23 protein-coding genes and 1 pseudogene are annotated in these 16,797 nt (G+C 64.6%); 9 read left to right on the forward strand and 15 right to left on the reverse strand.

The genetic code is table 11. The features are described 5' to 3' along the window. Positions 1–2: 2 nt before the first annotated feature. Positions 3–1,196, forward strand: coding sequence for a cystathionine beta-lyase (gene metC / locus EPO50_RS05520; protein ID WP_296341776.1), 1,194 nt, complete (start codon positions 3–5; stop codon positions 1,194–1,196). On the opposite strand, the gene EPO50_RS05525 is transcribed toward metC, so the two are convergent. Beyond that, on the reverse strand, positions 1,193–1,699 hold the full coding sequence (locus EPO50_RS05525; RefSeq protein WP_296341778.1) for a Fur family transcriptional regulator: 507 nt from the start codon (positions 1,697–1,699) through the stop codon (positions 1,193–1,195). The two genes, metC and EPO50_RS05525, sit on opposite strands and share 4 nt — an antisense overlap. Before the next feature lie 71 nt (positions 1,700–1,770). On the opposite strand from EPO50_RS05525, the gene hisI reads away from it, so the two are divergent. The 3 genes from hisI to EPO50_RS05540 are packed head-to-tail and all read left to right on the forward strand — an operon-like array spanning position 1,771 to position 3,860. Beyond that, positions 1,771–2,181: a phosphoribosyl-AMP cyclohydrolase gene (hisI, locus tag EPO50_RS05530; RefSeq protein WP_296341779.1), complete on the forward strand. Its 411-nt coding sequence runs from the start codon at positions 1,771–1,773 to the stop codon at positions 2,179–2,181. Positions 2,182–2,183: 2 nt separating this feature from the next. Then, positions 2,184–2,672 (forward strand): hypothetical protein, encoded by a 489-nt coding sequence (locus EPO50_RS05535; protein ID WP_296341781.1) that lies wholly within the window; start codon positions 2,184–2,186, stop codon positions 2,670–2,672. Between the two features lie 15 nt (positions 2,673–2,687). Beyond that, positions 2,688–3,860, forward strand: coding sequence for an MFS transporter (locus tag EPO50_RS05540; protein ID WP_296341783.1), 1,173 nt, complete (start codon positions 2,688–2,690; stop codon positions 3,858–3,860). On the opposite strand, the gene EPO50_RS05545 is transcribed toward EPO50_RS05540, so the two are convergent. Further along, entirely contained in the window at positions 3,857–5,383 is a 1,527-nt protein-coding gene (locus EPO50_RS05545) for a M81 family metallopeptidase (protein ID WP_296341785.1), read from the reverse strand. The two genes, EPO50_RS05540 and EPO50_RS05545, sit on opposite strands and share 4 nt — an antisense overlap. Positions 5,384–5,495: 112 nt before the next feature. Here EPO50_RS05545 and EPO50_RS05550 point away from each other — a divergent pair, with 112 nt between their 5' ends. Next, positions 5,496–5,783: a hypothetical protein gene (locus EPO50_RS05550; protein ID WP_296341787.1), complete on the forward strand. Its 288-nt coding sequence runs from the start codon at positions 5,496–5,498 to the stop codon at positions 5,781–5,783. Here EPO50_RS05550 and EPO50_RS05555 read toward each other — a convergent pair. Further along, positions 5,762–6,310, reverse strand: coding sequence for a TetR/AcrR family transcriptional regulator (locus EPO50_RS05555; RefSeq protein WP_296341789.1), 549 nt, complete (start codon positions 6,308–6,310; stop codon positions 5,762–5,764). The genes EPO50_RS05550 and EPO50_RS05555 overlap by 22 nt on opposite strands. Positions 6,311–6,432: 122 nt before the next feature. On the opposite strand from EPO50_RS05555, the gene bdcA reads away from it, so the two are divergent. Then, on the forward strand, positions 6,433–7,146 hold the full coding sequence (gene bdcA / locus EPO50_RS05560; RefSeq protein ID WP_296341790.1) for an SDR family oxidoreductase: 714 nt from the start codon (positions 6,433–6,435) through the stop codon (positions 7,144–7,146). On the opposite strand, the gene EPO50_RS05565 is transcribed toward bdcA, so the two are convergent. The 3 genes from EPO50_RS05565 to EPO50_RS05575 are packed head-to-tail and all read right to left on the reverse strand — an operon-like array spanning position 7,143 to position 9,007. Beyond that, positions 7,143–8,030 carry an NAD(P)-dependent oxidoreductase gene (locus EPO50_RS05565; protein ID WP_296341791.1) on the reverse strand — a complete coding sequence of 296 codons (888 nt, stop codon included), beginning with the start codon at positions 8,028–8,030 and terminating at the stop codon, positions 7,143–7,145. The genes bdcA and EPO50_RS05565 overlap by 4 nt on opposite strands. A 1-nt stretch (position 8,031) precedes the next feature. Further along, on the reverse strand, positions 8,032–8,361 hold the full coding sequence (locus EPO50_RS05570) for a DHCW motif cupin fold protein (RefSeq protein WP_296341793.1): 330 nt from the start codon (positions 8,359–8,361) through the stop codon (positions 8,032–8,034). Positions 8,362–8,389: 28 nt separating this feature from the next. Then, positions 8,390–9,007, reverse strand: a complete 618-nt coding sequence (locus tag EPO50_RS05575; protein ID WP_296341795.1) for an HAD-IA family hydrolase — start codon at positions 9,005–9,007, stop codon at positions 8,390–8,392. A 44-nt stretch (positions 9,008–9,051) separates the two neighbouring features. Here EPO50_RS05575 and EPO50_RS05580 point away from each other — a divergent pair, with 44 nt between their 5' ends. Continuing rightward, a complete protein-coding gene (locus EPO50_RS05580; RefSeq protein ID WP_296341796.1) occupies positions 9,052–9,618 on the forward strand; it encodes a GNAT family N-acetyltransferase in 567 nt (188 codons plus the stop codon). Here the strand turns inward: EPO50_RS05580 and EPO50_RS05585 are convergent. Next, positions 9,604–10,224 (reverse strand): TetR/AcrR family transcriptional regulator, encoded by a 621-nt coding sequence (locus EPO50_RS05585; protein ID WP_296341798.1) that lies wholly within the window; start codon positions 10,222–10,224, stop codon positions 9,604–9,606. The genes EPO50_RS05580 and EPO50_RS05585 overlap by 15 nt on opposite strands. 114 nt (positions 10,225–10,338) lie before the next feature. Between EPO50_RS05585 and EPO50_RS05590 the strand changes: the two genes are divergently transcribed. Further along, positions 10,339–10,965 (forward strand): LysE family translocator, encoded by a 627-nt coding sequence (locus EPO50_RS05590; protein WP_296341801.1) that lies wholly within the window; start codon positions 10,339–10,341, stop codon positions 10,963–10,965. A gap of 18 nt (positions 10,966–10,983) precedes the next feature. On the opposite strand, the gene EPO50_RS05595 is transcribed toward EPO50_RS05590, so the two are convergent. The 3 genes and pseudogenes from EPO50_RS05595 to EPO50_RS05605 form a co-directional block, all read right to left on the reverse strand. Next, positions 10,984–11,244: an Atu4866 domain-containing protein gene (locus tag EPO50_RS05595; RefSeq protein WP_296342341.1), complete on the reverse strand. Its 261-nt coding sequence runs from the start codon at positions 11,242–11,244 to the stop codon at positions 10,984–10,986. Next, positions 11,224–11,643 (reverse strand): annotated as a pseudogene (locus EPO50_RS05600) (carboxymuconolactone decarboxylase family protein); the annotation flags it as partial. The gene EPO50_RS05595 and the pseudogene EPO50_RS05600, both read right to left, overlap by 21 nt. A 35-nt stretch (positions 11,644–11,678) precedes the next feature. Continuing rightward, positions 11,679–12,413, reverse strand: coding sequence for an SDR family oxidoreductase (locus EPO50_RS05605; protein ID WP_296341805.1), 735 nt, complete (start codon positions 12,411–12,413; stop codon positions 11,679–11,681). A 132-nt stretch (positions 12,414–12,545) separates the two neighbouring features. Here EPO50_RS05605 and EPO50_RS05610 point away from each other — a divergent pair, with 132 nt between their 5' ends. Further along, positions 12,546–13,469, forward strand: a complete 924-nt coding sequence (locus tag EPO50_RS05610) for an AraC family transcriptional regulator (RefSeq protein ID WP_296341806.1) — start codon at positions 12,546–12,548, stop codon at positions 13,467–13,469. Positions 13,470–13,472: 3 nt separating this feature from the next. Here the strand turns inward: EPO50_RS05610 and EPO50_RS05615 are convergent, their stop codons facing one another. From EPO50_RS05615 to EPO50_RS05635, 5 genes are read right to left on the reverse strand one after another with little or no spacing between them, the layout of a single operon-like run. Next, complete coding sequence (locus tag EPO50_RS05615; protein ID WP_296341808.1) at positions 13,473–13,847, reverse strand: biopolymer transporter ExbD; 375 nt, start codon at positions 13,845–13,847, stop codon at positions 13,473–13,475. Between the two features lie 54 nt (positions 13,848–13,901). Continuing rightward, entirely contained in the window at positions 13,902–14,636 is a 735-nt protein-coding gene (locus tag EPO50_RS05620) for a MotA/TolQ/ExbB proton channel family protein (protein ID WP_296341810.1), read from the reverse strand. Positions 14,637–14,647: 11 nt separating this feature from the next. Beyond that, positions 14,648–15,406 carry an energy transducer TonB gene (locus EPO50_RS05625; protein ID WP_296341811.1) on the reverse strand — a complete coding sequence of 253 codons (759 nt, stop codon included), beginning with the start codon at positions 15,404–15,406 and terminating at the stop codon, positions 14,648–14,650. 8 nt (positions 15,407–15,414) lie between these two features. Further along, complete coding sequence (locus EPO50_RS05630) at positions 15,415–16,122, reverse strand: PepSY-associated TM helix domain-containing protein (protein WP_296341813.1); 708 nt, start codon at positions 16,120–16,122, stop codon at positions 15,415–15,417. Next, positions 16,107–16,790, reverse strand: a complete 684-nt coding sequence (locus EPO50_RS05635) for a Fe2+-dependent dioxygenase (protein WP_296341815.1) — start codon at positions 16,788–16,790, stop codon at positions 16,107–16,109. The genes EPO50_RS05630 and EPO50_RS05635 overlap by 16 nt, the downstream gene beginning before the upstream one ends. Between the last annotated feature and the right edge of the window lie 7 nt (positions 16,791–16,797).

The raw sequence follows: 16,797 nt of genomic DNA on the forward strand, positions 1-16,797 counted from the left end.
TCATGACCGCTAAGAAAACTTATACCCGCCCCGACACCGTTTTGGCCGTGTCAGGCCGCGATCCCGATAGCAACTTCGGCATCGTTAATCCGCCCGTCTACCACGCCTCGACGATCCTCTCTCCGACCATGGAGAAGTTCGAGAACCGCATTCCCTTCGAGGGCTTCGGCTACGGCCGCAACGGCACGCCGACGCAGAAGGCACTCGAGGATGCCGTTGCCGCCATCGAAGGCGCGCATCGCTCCATCGCCGTACAGTCCGGTCTCGGCGCGGTCACCGGCGCCATCGTGGGTTTCCTCAAGGCCGGCGACCACATGCTGCTGACCGACAACGCCTACGGTCCGGCGCGGCGCTTCGCCAACACGACACTGAAGAACTTCGGCGTCGAGACGACCTACTTCGATCCCATGATCGGCGCGGGCATCGAGAAGTTGATGCGACCCAACACCAAGGTCGTCTATCTCGAAGCCCCCGGCTCGCAGACGTTCGAAGTGCAAGACGTCGATGCCATCGCCGCCGTCGCCAAGAAGGCCGGCGCCACGGTGATGATCGACAATACCTGGGCGACGCCGCTCTACTTCAAGCCGTTCGAGCACGGCTGCGACATCTCCATCCATGCCGGCACCAAGTACATCGTCGGTCATTCCGATGCGATGATGGGCATCATCTCCTGCGCCACGCGGCCGCTGTTCGAGGTCGCGAAGACGGCATGCCAGTCCTTAGGTTTCCATGCGGCGCCGGACGATTGCTATCTCGCGCTACGTGGCCTGCGCACCATGGGCGTGCGACTGCGCCATCACGAGAAGAGCGGCATCGAGATCGCCCATTGGCTGAAGGCACGGCCCGAGGTCGACAAGGTGCTGCATCCCGCCCTCCCCGACTGTCCGGGCCACGAGAACTGGAAGAAGCAGTTCAAGGGCGCGTCGGGCCTGTTCTCGTTCACGCTGCGCGACGGCTATAGCAAGAACGCGCTGGCGGCGATGCTCGACGGCATGGACATCTTCGGTATGGGCGCAAGCTGGGGCGGCTACGAGAGCCTGATGATCCCGGCCCATCCCGACCAGTACCGCACCGCCGTGCCGTGGCCGCAGGGCAAGCAGCTCCTGCGCGTCCATATTGGTCTCGAGGATGTCGAGGACCTGAAGACGGATCTCGCCGAGGGCTTCGAGCGTCTGAACCGGGCTCACAACGCCTAAGCTGGGGTCTTCCGACAGTCGGCGCAGAGGCCGGTTACTTCCAAAGTCATGTCGCGCGCGGCGAAGCCGCGGCGCTGGGCGTCGGCGGTGATGGCCTCGGAGAGGCCGTCGCCGTCCAATTCTTCCGCATTGCCGCAGTCGCCGCAGATCAGGAAGAAGCCGCGATGCGCCTCGCCCGGGTGGCTGCAGCCGATAAAGGCATTCATGCGCTCGATGCGGTGAATCAGGCCGTTCTCGATCAGAAAGTCGAGGGCGCGGTAGATCGTGGGCGGCGCCGAGCCGAGATCTTCGTTACGCAGCTTGTCCAGCAGTGCATAGGCACCGACCGGCTTGTGGCTCGACCAGACAAGTTCGAGCACGCGCCGGCGCAGCGGCGTGAACCGCAGGTCCTTGGCGGCGCAAAGCCTCTCTGCGGCGGCTAGCGCATCCTCGACGCAGTGCTTGTGATCGTGGGCATGTGCAGGGGCCTGCCCTGCGGGGGCAGCTTTGGCCGGTTTCTTCACGAGGTTCCCGATTTGCCAAGCGAGGTCGTCGCGATTATACGCGCCGTTCCCTTCGAAGGCCAAGGCTCGCCATGCCCACCACCTACGAACAATCCGAGATCGACGCGGCGCTCGCCGCCATCAAATTCGATGCACAGGGCCTCGTGCCTGCCATCGCCCAGCAGCACGATACCGGTGAAGTGCTGATGATGGCCTGGATGGACCGTGACGCCGTGGCGGAAACCATGCGCACGGGCCGTGCCTGTTATTGGTCGCGCTCGCGCCGCGCGCCCTGGCGCAAGGGCGATACGTCGGGGCATATCCAGACGCTGGTCGACTTGCGTGTCGATTGCGATGGCGACACGCTTCTCGTGCTGGTCGAGCAGACCGGCGTCGCCTGCCACACCGGACGGCACAATTGCTTCTTCCGGGCGATCCGCGGCGGTGCGCTCGAGGAGATCGCGCCCGTCATCGTCGACATGGACAAGATCGGGAAGGATTGAGTTTGACCTGTAGCGTTGGTTTTTCGCGGCGTGCTCTTCTCGGTGCTGGCCTGCTCCTTCCGCTCGGCGCCTGCGACCAGAACCTCTTCGGCAAGCGCAAGACGACCACCACCCTGTCGCCACGTGGTGACCGACTGGTGCGGATGATCCAGAACACCGGCACCGACAATATGATGGCACCCGAGGCGCTGGCGCTGATGGGCATCACCAACGAAGGCCGTGACGTTCCGGTGCGCCAGCTTGCTGCCGACGGCCGAGACGGACGCTACGTCGTCAGCTTGGTGAACATCCGCAAGATCCACGAATTCATCTTCCACCGCCGCCAAGGCGACGTGCTGATCCTGCACCTCAGCGATACGCGCTTTGCTCGATTGCAGAGCGTGCGCTATCCGCGCAACGGCAAGCCTTCGATCATCACTGACACCGCTTACGCCGAAGACGACTTTCAACAGCAAGTCGCCTTTTGGTTCGACCGCATCCCGGGGCGCTAGTATTGTGACGGCGAGATGACAGTCGCCGTCTCTTCCTCGCCGACCGCCCGCAGGACGCTCACCGTCTGCGGTGGAGCGCATGCTCTCCATGACGGTTTCACCGACCTTCTGAACGTCCTCTATCCGCTGCTACAGGCCCAGTTCGGCCTGAGCTATGCCGCCATCGGCGCGCTGAAGACGGTTTATTCCGGCGCCATGGCGAGCGGGCAAATCCCCTCGGGCATGCTGGCAGAACGCTTCGGCGGCGTGCGCGTCCTGGCACTCGGGACAGTGCTGGTTGCTGTCGGTTACGGTTTCGCGGGCCTCTCCGGCTCGCTCTATGGCGTGATCGCGGGGTTGCTGCTGGCAGGCCTGGGCGGCAGCACGCAGCATCCGATCGCGTCGAGCCTGGTTGCCGCCATGTATCACGGCCAGCAGTCGCGCACGGCGCTCGGCACTTACAATTTCACCGGGGATGTCGGCAAGGTCCTGCTCCCGGCACTGTTCGCCCTGGTTGCCGCGTCGCTCGGTTGGCAGCAGGCGATGGTCGTGATGGCAGCGCTGGCCGTCCTTGGCGCCGGCGTGATCATCGCCTCGCTGAAGCCGATCGTCCTGCACGGGAAGGCCGAGCCCTCCAGGGTGATTGCTGGCCAGGATCGGCCGTGGGCCTACTGGCTCCTGTTCTCGATCCACATCGCCGACGATCTGGTGCGCACAGGCTTCCTGATCTTCCTGCCCTTCCTGTTACGCGACAAAGGCGCCGACCTGCCGACGATCGGCCTCGGCCTGTCGCTGCTCTTCGCCGGTGGCGCGGCCGGCAAGCTGGTGATGGGCTGGGTCGGGCAACGGCTGGGCGTCGTGCCGTCGGTCGTGCTCACGGAAGTGGCGACCACGCTTCTGGTCCTCGCCCTCCTGCCGCTGTCGCTGGATTTCGCGCTGGTGCTGCTGCCCGTCGTTGGCCTGATGCTGAACGGCACGTCTTCGGTTCTGTACGGCACCGTCCCGGAATTCGTGAGCCCCGAAAAACGCACGCGCGCCTTTGCGATCTTCTACACCGGCGGTTCGGTGGCGGGCGCCACCGGTCCACTGCTGTTCGGCCTGCTGGGCGACGTGGTGGGCCTGGCAACGGCCCTTGTTGCCGTCGCCTGCGTGGCCCTCACCACCGTGCCGATGGTGTGGGCCCTGCGGCCCGCCTTCCGCGATGGCTAGGCGCCGTTCCAGACCGGCCCCATCGGCCGGAGCTTGATGCCCTTGCGCAAGTGCTTATAGGGCATGTCGACGGGATCGGTGATGTGCGCACCGGTCGACCTCACCACCAGGATGGTCTCGGCAATCGGTTGGAAGTCGGCCCGGAAATGGACCGTCGACTTGAGGCCGAGGATCGGCGCCTCCGCGGGCTCGACGCCGACATGGCGGAACATCTCCTGGTCGGCCGCCTGCACGCGCTTGGCTGCCAGCACGGCTGAGACACCACTCGCCTCATCCGTGACCAGGGCCATCGGCCCGATCTGGAACTTGGCGCCACCATAGAACGGACCCGTGCCGGTGAACTTGCCGTCGCCGACCTTGACCACGCGCCAGTCGGCCTCGACCGGCGTTTCGCCGCCATAACCCACGACGGCGCCAATGCCGCGCCGCATGATGTTGCCCTCGCCGACTTCAGCGGCGGCCTTGGCGGCCTCCTCATCAACGATCATGCCGATCACGGCACCCTTGGCCTTGTGGCGCATCAGGGCCGCCAGCAAGCCAACGGTGTCCGACGTTCCACCAGCGCCAGGATTGTCCTGCACGTCGGCCAGCACGATGGGTTTCTTCGCCCCCTTCGACAGCTCGATCGCCCGCAAGGCGGCCTGGTCCGGATCCAGCAGCTCGCCGTCGAAGGCCTTCTCGTGTGCTTTCACGGTTGCCGCGAGCTTGTCAGCCGCCGCTTCGACCGCTTCCTTGTCATGGCCGTAGACCACGAGCGCCGGGCCGCACTGCGCGATGTCGGCGGGCGGGAAACCGGGAGTATGAGTAACACTGACGATGCCTTGGTTGTGGCTCTTCTCGCCGGCTTCAAGCTCGCCCACGAGATCGAAGATGCCCTTGGCCGGCTCGATGAACGTGCACTGCCAGACCAGCGGGATCAGGAAATCAAGCTGGCGATAGGCACGATAGACTGGGCGCTTCTCCCTGAGGAGCTTGTCGAGCAGCTCGATGGCGCGCTTACCGGTCACGGCCATGTCGATGTGCGGATAGGTGCGGTAGCCGACCAGAGCGGTGGCGAGCTGCGCCATCTCCGGCGTCAGGTTGGCATGATAATCGAGGCTCGCCACGATCGGCAGGTCGTTGCCGACGATGCCACGGATGCGCCGCAGCAACTCGCCCTCGCCATCCTCCGTGTTCTCCGCGACCATCGCGCCGTGCAGGTCGAGATAGACCGCGTCGAACGGACCAAATTTGCGCAGATCCTCGTCGAACAGCTTCCACATCCGCTCGTAGGCGTCCTCGGTCACGTAAGAGGCTGGCGCCGCGGCCGCCCAGGCGAGCGGCACGATCTCGTGGCCGAGCTCGGCGAGCTTCTTCACCGCGCCGGCGATCGGGATGTTGTAGCCTTCGACACCTGCGATCATCTCCTGCCCGCGCAACAGCGGCGGCCAGGCGTCGGCCCTGACGAACTCCTCCCAGGTGGCCTGCTGCGGCGCGAACGTATTGGTCTCGTGCTGAAAACCACCCACTGCAATCCGCGCCATTGCGCTCTTCTCCTCTTCACATGAACTCCGTCCAGTCGGACCATAGCATCAGCAACCGAGCCAAGGAGCGTGCCAAAATTTGCATCTCGCCCGAGCAACATTGTGCCTCGTGATGATCCTGGGCGCCGCGGCGTGCGGGCCGCCCGGTTCATGGCAAAGAGCTGACACTGGAAGTGCCGCGACCGCTGCCGATTGGACGCAGTGCAAGCAAGCGGCCAAGGAGGAAGCGGACCGGCTTTACGTCTTCAGCTTCCCCTTCCCTTATCCGCCGAGTTGGGCCGGACGCCAGCCGAGCTACCTCGAATGGCAACAGCGGTTCGCGGCATTCAAGTCGCAGGAAGAAAGCCGCCTCGCCGACACTTGCATGCGCGAGAAAGGTTATGCGCGCACCGCCTCCTGACGAAAAGCCCGACCGGCCGCCTCTGCGAAGGCTTTGAGTGTCGAGGCCTTGGCGCCGTCGCGCGCGGCCGATGACATGCCCGCCAGAGCAATCGTCACCAAGCTGGCAAGCTCGTCGGCGCGCTCAGGAAACTCCGTCGCGATGAAGTCGCGGATGCTGGCGCGACCAGCCTCTTTCAGGGCCGCCGCCAGGGCACGCGCCTCGGGATCGATGCTGTTGCGCGTGCCATCGATCACCAGACAGCCCGCCGCGCCGTCCCGCTCAGGATAGATTCGGGCTGCCTCGAGTAACGTCCGTTCGATCACTTCGGTCACGGATCCGCCCTTGGCGCGAGCGTTGCCAAAAACGCTGGCCTTGCTCGCGGTGTAGCGCTCGAGAGCACGCTGGAACAATCCGGCCTTGTTCCCAAACGCGGCATAGAAGCTCGGTGGTTTGATGCCGAGCTCACTGCCCAGCTCGGCGACACCGACCGCGTCGTAACCGCGCTGGTGGAACAGCTTCACGGCTTTGTCGACCGCCTCTTCCACATCGAAAGAGCGGGGTCGACCGCGCGGGGCGGAGTTTTTTATAGCGATCACTAAAAATAGTCCTTGTGCTTCGCTTGAGCCTTCATATATAGCGACCACTACACAATATCAAGGAGGCCGACATGGCCGATTTCTCTGGCAAGAACATTCTGATCCTGGGCGGCAGCCGCGGCATTGGCGCAGCGATCGTCCGCCGTTTCGCGGCGGGTGGCGGCAAGGTCGCCTTTACCTATGCCGGTTCCAAAGACGCCGCCGAGGCGCTGGCTAAGGCCACAGGGGCAGAGGCCATCCAGACCGACAGCGGCGACCGTAAGGCGCTGACCGCCACCGTCGCTGGTCGCGGCGCCCTCGATGTGCTGGTCGTCAATGCTGGCATAGGCATTTTGGGTGATCCCCTCACCATCGAGCCGGACGCGGTCGACCGCATGATCGACGTCAACGTCCGGGCGCCCTATCACGCCGCGGTCGAAGCCGCGCGCAAGATGAACCGCGACGGCCGCATCATCGTGATCGGCTCGGTCAATGGCGATCGCATGCCTTTCGCAGGTGGTGCTGCCTATGCCCTCACCAAGTCGGCTGTCCAGGGCATGGTGCGCGGCCTCGCCCGCGACTTCGGCGAACGCGGCATCACGGTCAACAGCGTTCAGCCAGGCCCGACCGACAGCGACATGAACCCAGCAAACGGACCGATGGCAGGTCTCATGCACAGCTTCATGGCGGTGAAGCGCCACATCCGCGCCGATGAGGTCGCAGAACTGACGGCCTATCTCGCCGGCCCGCACAGTGCGATGATCACCGGCTCGATGCAGACGATCGACGGCGGCTTCGGCGCTTAGTCTTTGTTGGCAGCGTCTTCGATGGAGCGCAGCAGCACGGGCCAATATTCTTCGCCATGGCCCAGTTCTACGGCGCGCTCCATCAATTCGCGCGCCACATCGGCACCCAACGCCGGTACGCCGGTCTCATCCGCCATCTCGATGGCGTAGCTCAGGTCCTTGAGCGCGTACTTCGTCGAGAAGGCGCGCTCGGGGAACACCCCCGGCAGCATCGCCTTCATGCCGTGATTGCGCAGCGCGAAGGAATCAGCCGATCCCTTGGTCAAGGTCTCGAACAGGATCTTGCCGTCCACATCGTTGGCCCGCGCGATCGACAGGGCTTCGCCCAGTGCCACGACGGTCTGGAACAGGATCATGTTGTTCAGGATTTTGACGGTCTGGCCCGCCCCCGCCTCGCCGCAATGGGTGACCTCACTCGCCATGTGGCGCAGCAACGGCTCGATGCGTTCAAAGGTCGGCGACGTTGCGCCCACCATGATCGACAACGTGCCATCGATCGCGGCCTGGCGCGTGCGGGCCACGGGCGCATCGGCGAAGGCCGTAGCCCTGCCCTCGAACTCGGCGTAGAGCCGGCGTGCCAAACGCGGCGGCGCCGTACTGAGGTCGACAACGGTCCAGCCGAGCTTCGCCTTGCTGGTGAGCCCGTTCGGGCCGAGGCAAATCTCCTCCACTTCCTTGCCGCCCGGCAGCGACAGGAAGATCGTGCGGCAGCTCTCGGCGATCTCGTCGACCGACGCAGCCTTCACGCCGTCGGCAGCCAGCCGCTTCAGAGGCGCCTCGTCGCGATCGGCCGCCAGGACCGTCATGCCGCTCTTGCGTGCCAGGTTGCGGCACATCGGCTCTCCCATGGTGCCGACGCCGATAAAGCCGATCATGTCCGTCATGTCAGTCCACTATGAAAAGTTTGGCGCCCTTGTCGGTGCGCGAACGGTGGGCGAGCGTGCCATCGGCCACCTGGTAGCTCTGGCCGGATTTCAGCACGACGGTGCGGCCATCGGCCAGTTCGGTCGACAGTTCGCCCTCGAGCACCAGCAGGACATGGCCCTTCTGGCACCAATGGTCAGCGAGATAGCCGGGCGTGTACTCGACCATGCGCACACGGATGTTGTTGAAGTTTCGCGTGCGCCAGAACGCCTTGCCGGTTTCGCCGGGGTGTTCCGTACGCTCCACACCGTCCCATTCGGTCGTGCCGAAGGGTATGTCGAACATCAGCATGACCAAGCCTCTAGCATGGAATCGATGATCAGCCCCAGCCCGCCAAAGCCTGTTTGAGGCTTTCGGGGCCGCGATAGAGCATGGCCCGCCAGCCACAGGCGCGGGCAGCGTCGACGTTGGCCGCCGAATCGTCGACGAACAGGATCGACTGGGCCACGGTCACGCCCATACGGGCCTGCGCATTGGTGAAGAACACCCGTTCCGGCTTGGTGACCCCCAGGGCAGCCGAATAGATGATCTCGTCGAAATGGGGACCGAGCCCGGCCTGGTCGCGCAGGTAAGCAACGCGATGATGCTCCTGGTTGGAGGCGGCGAAGCAGCGCCCGCCGGTGCGTTGCCGCCAGGCATCGGCCTGGGCCAGCACATCACGGTCGATGATGGAGTCCTTCTCGAACCAATAGGCAACGAACTCCTCCAGCCGATCCGCAAGGCCCTTCGGTTCAAGGTACTCGTGGAGAGCGACGTAGAGATCCAACCGGCCGCGCATGACTTCCCGGAAATCGCGATGGAAGAAATCCCGTGCCATTTCATCGTGATCGAAACCCCAGTCAGCCTTCATGGTCGCGTACCAGGGATGGGGCGCCCCCGGGTAACCGAGCGAGATAACGCCATCGATATCGAGGGCGAGGACGGGACTGGAACTCATGGGCGAGCATGCTACAGCAAGGCTCCGGTCCGAAGGAAAGTCCTTTGCAGCTCGTTGTCCCTGCCCTGGCCTATCTCGACGAATATGCCGCCGCTCTGAAGCGCGGCTGGTCGCCCGACAATATCAATCCCGAGGAAACGGCACGGGACGAGCTGGCACTCATTGAGGAAGGCGCTGAGGCGTTCGTCGCGCTGCTCGACGATCGCGAGGCCAAGGCCGGACCGATCGCCTTACCGGACGGTACGTTCGTCGCCAGGCTTCCGGGCTATCGGCGCTGGATGTGGGACGGCGGCTTCTGCGGCTCGATCAGTTTCCGCTGGCAGCCCGGGACGCCTGACCTCCCCGCGCATTGTCTCGGCCATATCGGCTATGCCGTTCCGGCCTGGAAGCGCCGTCACGGTTACGCCACCAAAGCACTCGGAATGCTACTGCCGGAGGTCGCCAAGGAAGGTCTGCCGTATGTCGAGTTGACGACGGATCCGGACAATCTGCCGTCGCAACGGGTCATCACGGCCAATGGCGGCCACCTGGTGAAACGCTTCACAAAGATCGCGGCCTATGGCGACAACGTCGAGGCGCTGCTGTTCCGGATCCCGTTAACGGCCACCTGAACGCACGACCGTTTCGGCCATCGCCGCGAGAGCCGCGAGGCCGCGTGCCTTCAGGCCACGCGACGAATCCCGGCCGCCAATTTCACCCTCCAGCACCAACGTGATGAAGCCATGCATCGTGGCCCAGGCGAAATCCGTCATGCGCTGACGGACCTCCCCTGAAACCTGCGTATCGGCAGATTGAAGGGCGGCATCGACGGCAGCGGCCTGCAGGCGGCGGATCTCGGCGGCTCCCTCAGCCACTTCGAGACGATTGGCCTCGCGGCTAAACATGAGCTGAAAGAGGACGGGATTGGCAGCAGCAAAGGCCATATAGCCCACCCCCAGCCCGACGAGCTGGGCGGCGGCCCCGCCATCGGCCCGTTCGGCTTCGGCGGTCATGGAGGCGCTCAGCTCCTTGAAGCCTCGCTGCGCGAGTTCTGCGAGAAGGTCGTCCATAGAGGCGAAGTGATGCGCCGGTGCAGCATGGGATACCTCCGCACGTCGAGCACATTCCCGCAGGGTGAAGCCGCGAACGCCCTTCTCCTCCAGGAGCTTGCGGCCAGACGCTACCAGCGCTTCGCGCAGGTCGCCGTGATGGTAGCCTCGGGTCTTGGGACGGTTCATTCGGCCTCCGACAAGATCGTACGCCGATAATCTTGACGATGGAAAGAGGCCAAATTCCGGCTGACGCCCCAATCTATACATGGCTTGATCGGCGAAATCTGTGGAGCATTGCCCATGAGTTTCGAGAGTTGGGCGGCCTTTGCCGCCGCATCGAGCATCCTGCTGATCATTCCGGGACCAACCGTGCTTCTGGTCGTGTCCTACGCTCTGGGACAGGGCTGGCGAACGGCGTTTCCCATGGCGGTCGGCGTGGCCCTGGGCGACTTCACGGCCATGACGCTCTCGATGCTGGGACTGGGCGCCCTGCTCGCCACCTCGGCGACGCTGTTCACCATCCTGAAATGGGTCGGCGCTGCCTATCTCGTCTACCTGGGCATCAAGCTCTGGCGAGCCGGCGGTACGCTGGATGCCCAGCCACGGACAGATGCCGTATCGGCAGCAAAGATGCTGGGCCATGCCTGGCTGGTGACGGCGCTCAATCCCAAGAGCATCACCTTCTTCGTGGCCTTCCTACCCGCCTTCCTCGACCCGGCGGGCGACTTCCTGACCCAGATGCTGGTGTTCGAAACCACCTTCCTGGTCTTGGCCTTCGCCAATGCCTTCGGCTATGCGCTGGTCGCCTCGCGCGCACGCCGCTTTGCATCGAATCCGCGGGCGATCGGTGTCGTCAACAAGGTCGGTGGCGGCCTGCTGGTCGGCGCCGGTGTCGCCACCGTGAGCTTCGCTGGTTCGCGCACTTAGTCCCTCTCTCCATCGACGCTACTTGCGCCGATAGAGAACCATGCCGCCGTGATGGAGAACACCGTCGACGAAATCCCCGTCGGCGGTGAAGCCGGTGTCGTCGACATAGTCGATGTGATTGCCCTTGATGGTGTAGCGCCCCTGATAGGCCTTCTCGCGCGTCCCGCGTGCTTCGACATAGCGTCCATTCGCCAACAGCTCATGGCGAATGTTGCCGTCGGCAGTCACCCACATACCGACATAGGGATGGGCAGCCATCGCCTTGCTCCTTTCTTCCAATACTTCGCTCAAAGCCTGGGCCGCCTCGATGGCGCGGGGGAAGCCCGCGGGAACTGTCGTCAGATAGACGACTTCCTTCAGCTCATCGGCAGTGACACCGTGATTGAGCGCGTAACCCGCATGGATCTTGAAAAAGGGCTTGAGCCCGAGGGCCGCAAAGGCCGCCACGGCAGCGATCTGGCGTGTGCGATGATCGAGCCCCGGCCGCGCCCACACCTCGCCGAGCGCGTAGCCGGCAATGGCGTCGGCGAGGAACGGAAAATCACGGCGAAGACCTTCAAGCGTGGGCTGCGCCTGACCACCGTTGAGAGTCCGCACGACCGCCTCGCCCCGCGCGATGCGGTCGTCCTGAGCCACGACGGGTCCCGCGGCCATCAAGGCGCCAGCCGCGGCGCTCATGGTTTTGATTGCAAGGCTTTTCATGGTTATGGCTCCTAGTTCGGGCTGGCGGTGGGGCGGACGATGATCTCGCTGACATCGACGTCGGCCGGTTGCTCGATCGCATAGGCAATGGCCCGCGCGATGGCGTCTGGCCCGATCGCAATCTGCCGGTAGGTCGCCATTGCCTGCGCTGCGCCGGCATCGGTGATCGTGTTTGCGAGCTCACTCTCGACCACTCCCGGCGACACGACAGTGACGCGGAGGTCGGTATTCTCCTGCCGCAGCCCATCCGAGATTGCCCACACTGCATACTTCGTGGCGCAATAGACCGCTGCCGTTGGCACCACGATGTGGGCTCCGATCGAGGCGACGTTGATGATCTGGCCGCTGCCCTGCGCCTTCATGCCGGGCAACACGGCGGCGATGCCGTTCAGGACGCCGCGAATGTTCACGTCGATCATTCGGTCCCATTCGTCGACCTTGAGCGCGCTGAGGGGCGACAGCGGCATCAGGCCGGCATTGTTGATCAGCACGTCGACCCGCCCGAACTCGGCGACGGCATGGGCGGCAAAGGCTTTCATCTCCTCGCGATCGGTGACATCGAGTGGCCGAAAGCGCGCTTCACCGCCCGCGGCCGAGATGGCTGCAGCCAGCGCTTCCAACCGATCCGTGCGGCGCGCGCCCATCACGACGCGAGCGCCGCGGGCCGCGAGCAGCCTGGCCGTCGCCTCGCCGATACCGCTGCTGGCGCCCGTAATAGCGACAACTTTACCTTCGATGTTGGACACCGATCCCTCCAAGAAATCGCCGGCAAACCACGGCCGGCCATGGCGGGAAGATGGGAGATCGACGGTCGATACAGGTAGACCGGAACTCCCGGCTTCTTGCACAATCCTCCAGATCGAAAGGATCGGCTCGGGATGACGGAGACCAGGCAATCCAGTGCGGTGGTCCACGAACTCGCCACCCTCATCGACGGCAGTGTCTCAGAGGATGGCGTTCATCCCACCGCAATTCCGCGCGTCTCGCTTATACGTTCATCGCAGCCCACCGAGCCACTGCATGTCGTTCATCAGCCAGCGGTCTGCTTCGTGGCGCAGGGGCGCAAGCAGGTGATGGTGGGCGATGCCATCCACGTCTACGACGCCGCCAAATACCTCGTCGTCTCGGTTGAGGTGCCGATCGTCGGCCAGATTCTCGAAGCCCGTCCGAGCCGACCCTACCTCTGTCTGCGCCTCGACCTCGATCCAGTCGCCATCGGCGCCCTGATGCTCGATGCCGGCGTCGCACCTGCCCGTGACAGCGCCCCGGTATCGGCGCTGTCGCTCAGCCCCCTCTCCGCGGAGCTGCTGGATGCAGTGGTCCGCCTGATCAGGCTGCTGGGGGTCCCACAGGAAATCCCGATCATGGCGCCGCTGATCGAGCGCGAGATCCTTTACCGGCTCCTGCTGGGCGATCAGATCTCCCATCTTCGGCAGATCGCCCTGACCGAAAGCCGCATGCAGCAGGTCAGCCGGGCGATTTCCTGGATCAAGGAGAACTTCCGCGAGCCCTTCAGCGTCGATGCCGTCGCGGGAGAGGCGCGGATGAGCCCCTCCGCATTCCATCAGCATTTCAAGGCCGTGACGTCGATGAGCCCGTTGCAGTACCAGAAGCAGCTCAGGCTTCAGGAGGCGCGACGTCTGATCCTGACGCAGACTCTCGACGCCGCGGCGTCCGGACATGCCGTCGGCTATGACAGCCCCTCGCAGTTCAGTCGCGAGTACAAGCGGCTGTTCGGAGCGCCCCCGGCCCGCGACGCGGCGAAGCTGCGGAGTTCGCCGCGTTGGATGCAGATGCTCTAAGGATTAGCGCTCGGGTTCGCTGACGAACGCCACCTTCGACAGGCCGCCCTTGGAGGCATCGGCCAAGGTCTGGGCAACGTAGCGATACGGGACGGTCTGATCGGCCCTCAGATAAACCTCGGGCTGCGGCCGCTTCTGACCGGCCTCGATGAAGCGTGCGATTGCGTCCTCGCGCGTCAGCCGCTCGCCGTTCCAGAACAATCCACCCTGAGCATCGATGGCGAACTCGATCTTCTCCGGCTTCTGGAGTTCGGCGTTCGCTGTCGCACGTGGCAGGTCCAGCTTCACGACATTGGTGAGAAGCGGCGCCGTCACAATGAAGATCACCAGCAGCACCAGCACAACGTCGATCAACGGCACCATGTTGATCTCAGCCATGGGCTGAGAGGACGATTTACGTTCGAAGCTTCCGAAAGCCATGGTCGCCTCCGCCTAGTTCACAGCCGCGAGCGGCGTACCGGTCGTTCGGGCACGACCGGCCTGCAGGGCGCGGCCCATCGACAGGAAGGTCAGCAGCTCGAAGGCGAAGGCATCGAGCTTGGCCGTCAGCACGCGATTGGAGCGGGTGAGCCAGTTGTAGCCCATGACCGCCGGCAACGCGACGGCAAGGCCAATGCCAGTCATGATCAGCGCCTCGCCGACCGGGCCCGCGACCTTGTCGAGCATGCCCGAGCCGCTCATGCCGATGGCGACCAGCGCGTGATAGACGCCCCACACCGTGCCGAACAGGCCGACGAACGGCGCCGTGGCACCGATCGTAGCGAGCATGGTCAGGCCGTTCTCGAGTGCCGTGGTCTCCTCGTCGAGCACCTTCTTGATGGTGCGCGTCAGGAACTCCTGTTCGCTGCCCGCCTCCTCTAGCTTAGCAGCGCCGAACTTGGCGTGATGCGCTTGAGCATGCAGCGAGTGCGCCGTCAGGTGACCAAACGGCTCGCGCACGCCATGAACCGTCAGTTCGTTCTGTACGGCCTCGAGCGAGGTGGCGCTCCAGAAGAAGGTGAGGAATTTCCTGCTGCGCCCCTGGCGCACGACCTGGCTGATCCCCTTGTAGATGATCAGATACCAGGAGATTGCGGACATCACCACGAGTACGCCCAGCAGGACCTTCGCGACGATATCCGCCTGCGCGATGAAATGGCCGAAGCCCAAACTCGATGCATCGCCCATGAGATACTCTCCTACTGCAACACGAATCTGATCGGAACGAGAACCCATACGGCCTGCGCCAGCCCGCCTTCTGAATAGGGGCGGAACTGCGCGGCGCGTACGGCGCTGATGGCTGCCTCGTCGAGGGCCGAATGACCGGACGACGATTGCAACGAAACCTGGCTCGGCCGGCCGGTGATATCGACCAGTACGCGGACCGTGGCCGTCCCCTGCTCGCCCGCACGACGCGAGCGCGCCGGATAGACCGGATTGGGCGGCACGAGATAACCGAGCTGCGAAGCCTGGACGGTACGCGGCGCAGCGGGCGCCTTCGGGGCGGCCTGCTGCGGCGTCGTGTCGACAGGCGCCTTTGGCTGGGGCGGCCGTTGCACCGGTTTGGGCGGCGGCGGCTTGGGCTTCTCGGGAGGCTTCGGCGGCTCGGGCGGCTTTGCCTCGACCGGAAACTCAGGTGGCGGCAGGTCGGGCGGCGGCGGCTCGATCGCCGTCGCCAGCTCCGGTATCGGGATTTCGGGCGGCGGTGGCTCTTCGGCCAGCGGGATGTCCAGTGGTGCGGGCTCGGCTGCGGGCACCATGCGCACTTCCATGGGTGCAATATCCCCCACGATCAGTTTGACCGGCTCGACCTGGGTCAACGCCCAGCCGCCGCCAACATGGAAGAAGACGACGAAGGCCAACAGGCCGCCACGCGCCCAGGGCGACAGCGGCTCGCGCGAAGGCCCAGGCTGGCCGCCAGCCAATGGAGGAATCGAGGGTGTGGGCAATGCAGTCATGACATGCCCTAGAGCTGCAGTGGGCCGACGGCGAGCACCACCGTGACGACAACGGCCACACCGAAGATCGCAATCCCGACTGTCCGGCGGCGATGCGTCTCCCACCACAGGATGGCGCCGCTGATCGACAGGAAGATCATGCTGCCGGCCAACGTGTCGATCAGCAGGATCCAGGGCACGGGCATGGTCGTGCCCTTGTGCAGATTGGTGAGCGTGGCGACGACGCCGTTATCCGTCGTGCGCACGCTCGCGGACTTGTTGCCGACCCAGTACTCGACCTGCACAACCTTGTTGGGCCCGCCGAAGTTCAGCGTCCAGCGCTCGGGCTGCATCGGCGGCCGCGTCTCACCGCCCTGCCCCGATCCCCGCTCGGCCCACGGCACCGGGCGGGCGCGTTCGACGCGCGTACTGTTGGCCGGCCGATCGAGCTTGAGCGTTTTCTGGAGCCACGAATTCAGAGCGTCGATCGTCTCCGGACGCGGATCGGGCAGCGCGAGCAAGCTGTGAATCTGCTGCTGATCGGGAAGCGGCATCTTCAGGGTGGCGCGATGGTTCAGCCAGATGCCGCTGAAGCCGAACATGAGCCCGAGCAGTGCACCCCACAGGCCGAACCAGCCGTGCGTACGCCTGACCCAGCGTACGAAGGTCAGCCGGCGATTGACTTTGTTGCTTCCCAGGGCAGTAGCGGCGGCGGTGCCCATCAGGTCTCGCTCCATTGCCTGACTAGATTGTGATAGCAGCCGATCAATGATCGTCGCGCGATCTCGTCGGCCTCGGTCTGGTTGAGACGCTGGATGGCGTTGTCCATGTCGTGGAGCAGAGCGCGCTGGCTGTCCTCGCGGATCAGACTCTGCACCCAGAAGAAGCAGGCCGTACGAGTCCCTCGCGTGATCGGCGCGACCTGGTGCAGGCTGGTCGCCGGATAGACGACCATGTCGCCGGCGCCGAGCTTGATGCTGTGGCGGCCGAACGTGTCCTCGATCTGCAGCTCACCGCCGTCATAATCGTCGGGATTGGTGAGGAAGAGCGTCGCCGACACGTCCGTACGCAGCTTGGCCCCGGTCTGCGGGTTGATGCGCACGCTGCCGTCGACATGCGCCCCGAACTTCATGCCCTCGCCGTAGCGGTTGAACATCGGCGGATAGATGGCGTTCGGCAGCACGGCGCTGATGAACGTCGGATGACGTTCGAGCGCCGAGACGACGATGTGCTGGCAGGCCAGCGATACGTCGGAGAGCTCGTCGATCTGCTGGTTGAACTTTACCGGTGCGCCCTGGTAGCCCGCGGTGACGCGCCCATCCACCCACGAATTGGCACGGTCCAGCCGCTCGCGCAGACTGACGATCTGCGCGGCGTCGAGCACATTGGGAATGCAGACCAGCATGATCGAG

The sequence above is a fragment of the Reyranella sp. genome (assembly GCF_004297405.1).
GTDB lineage: Bacteria > Pseudomonadota > Alphaproteobacteria > Reyranellales > Reyranellaceae > Reyranella.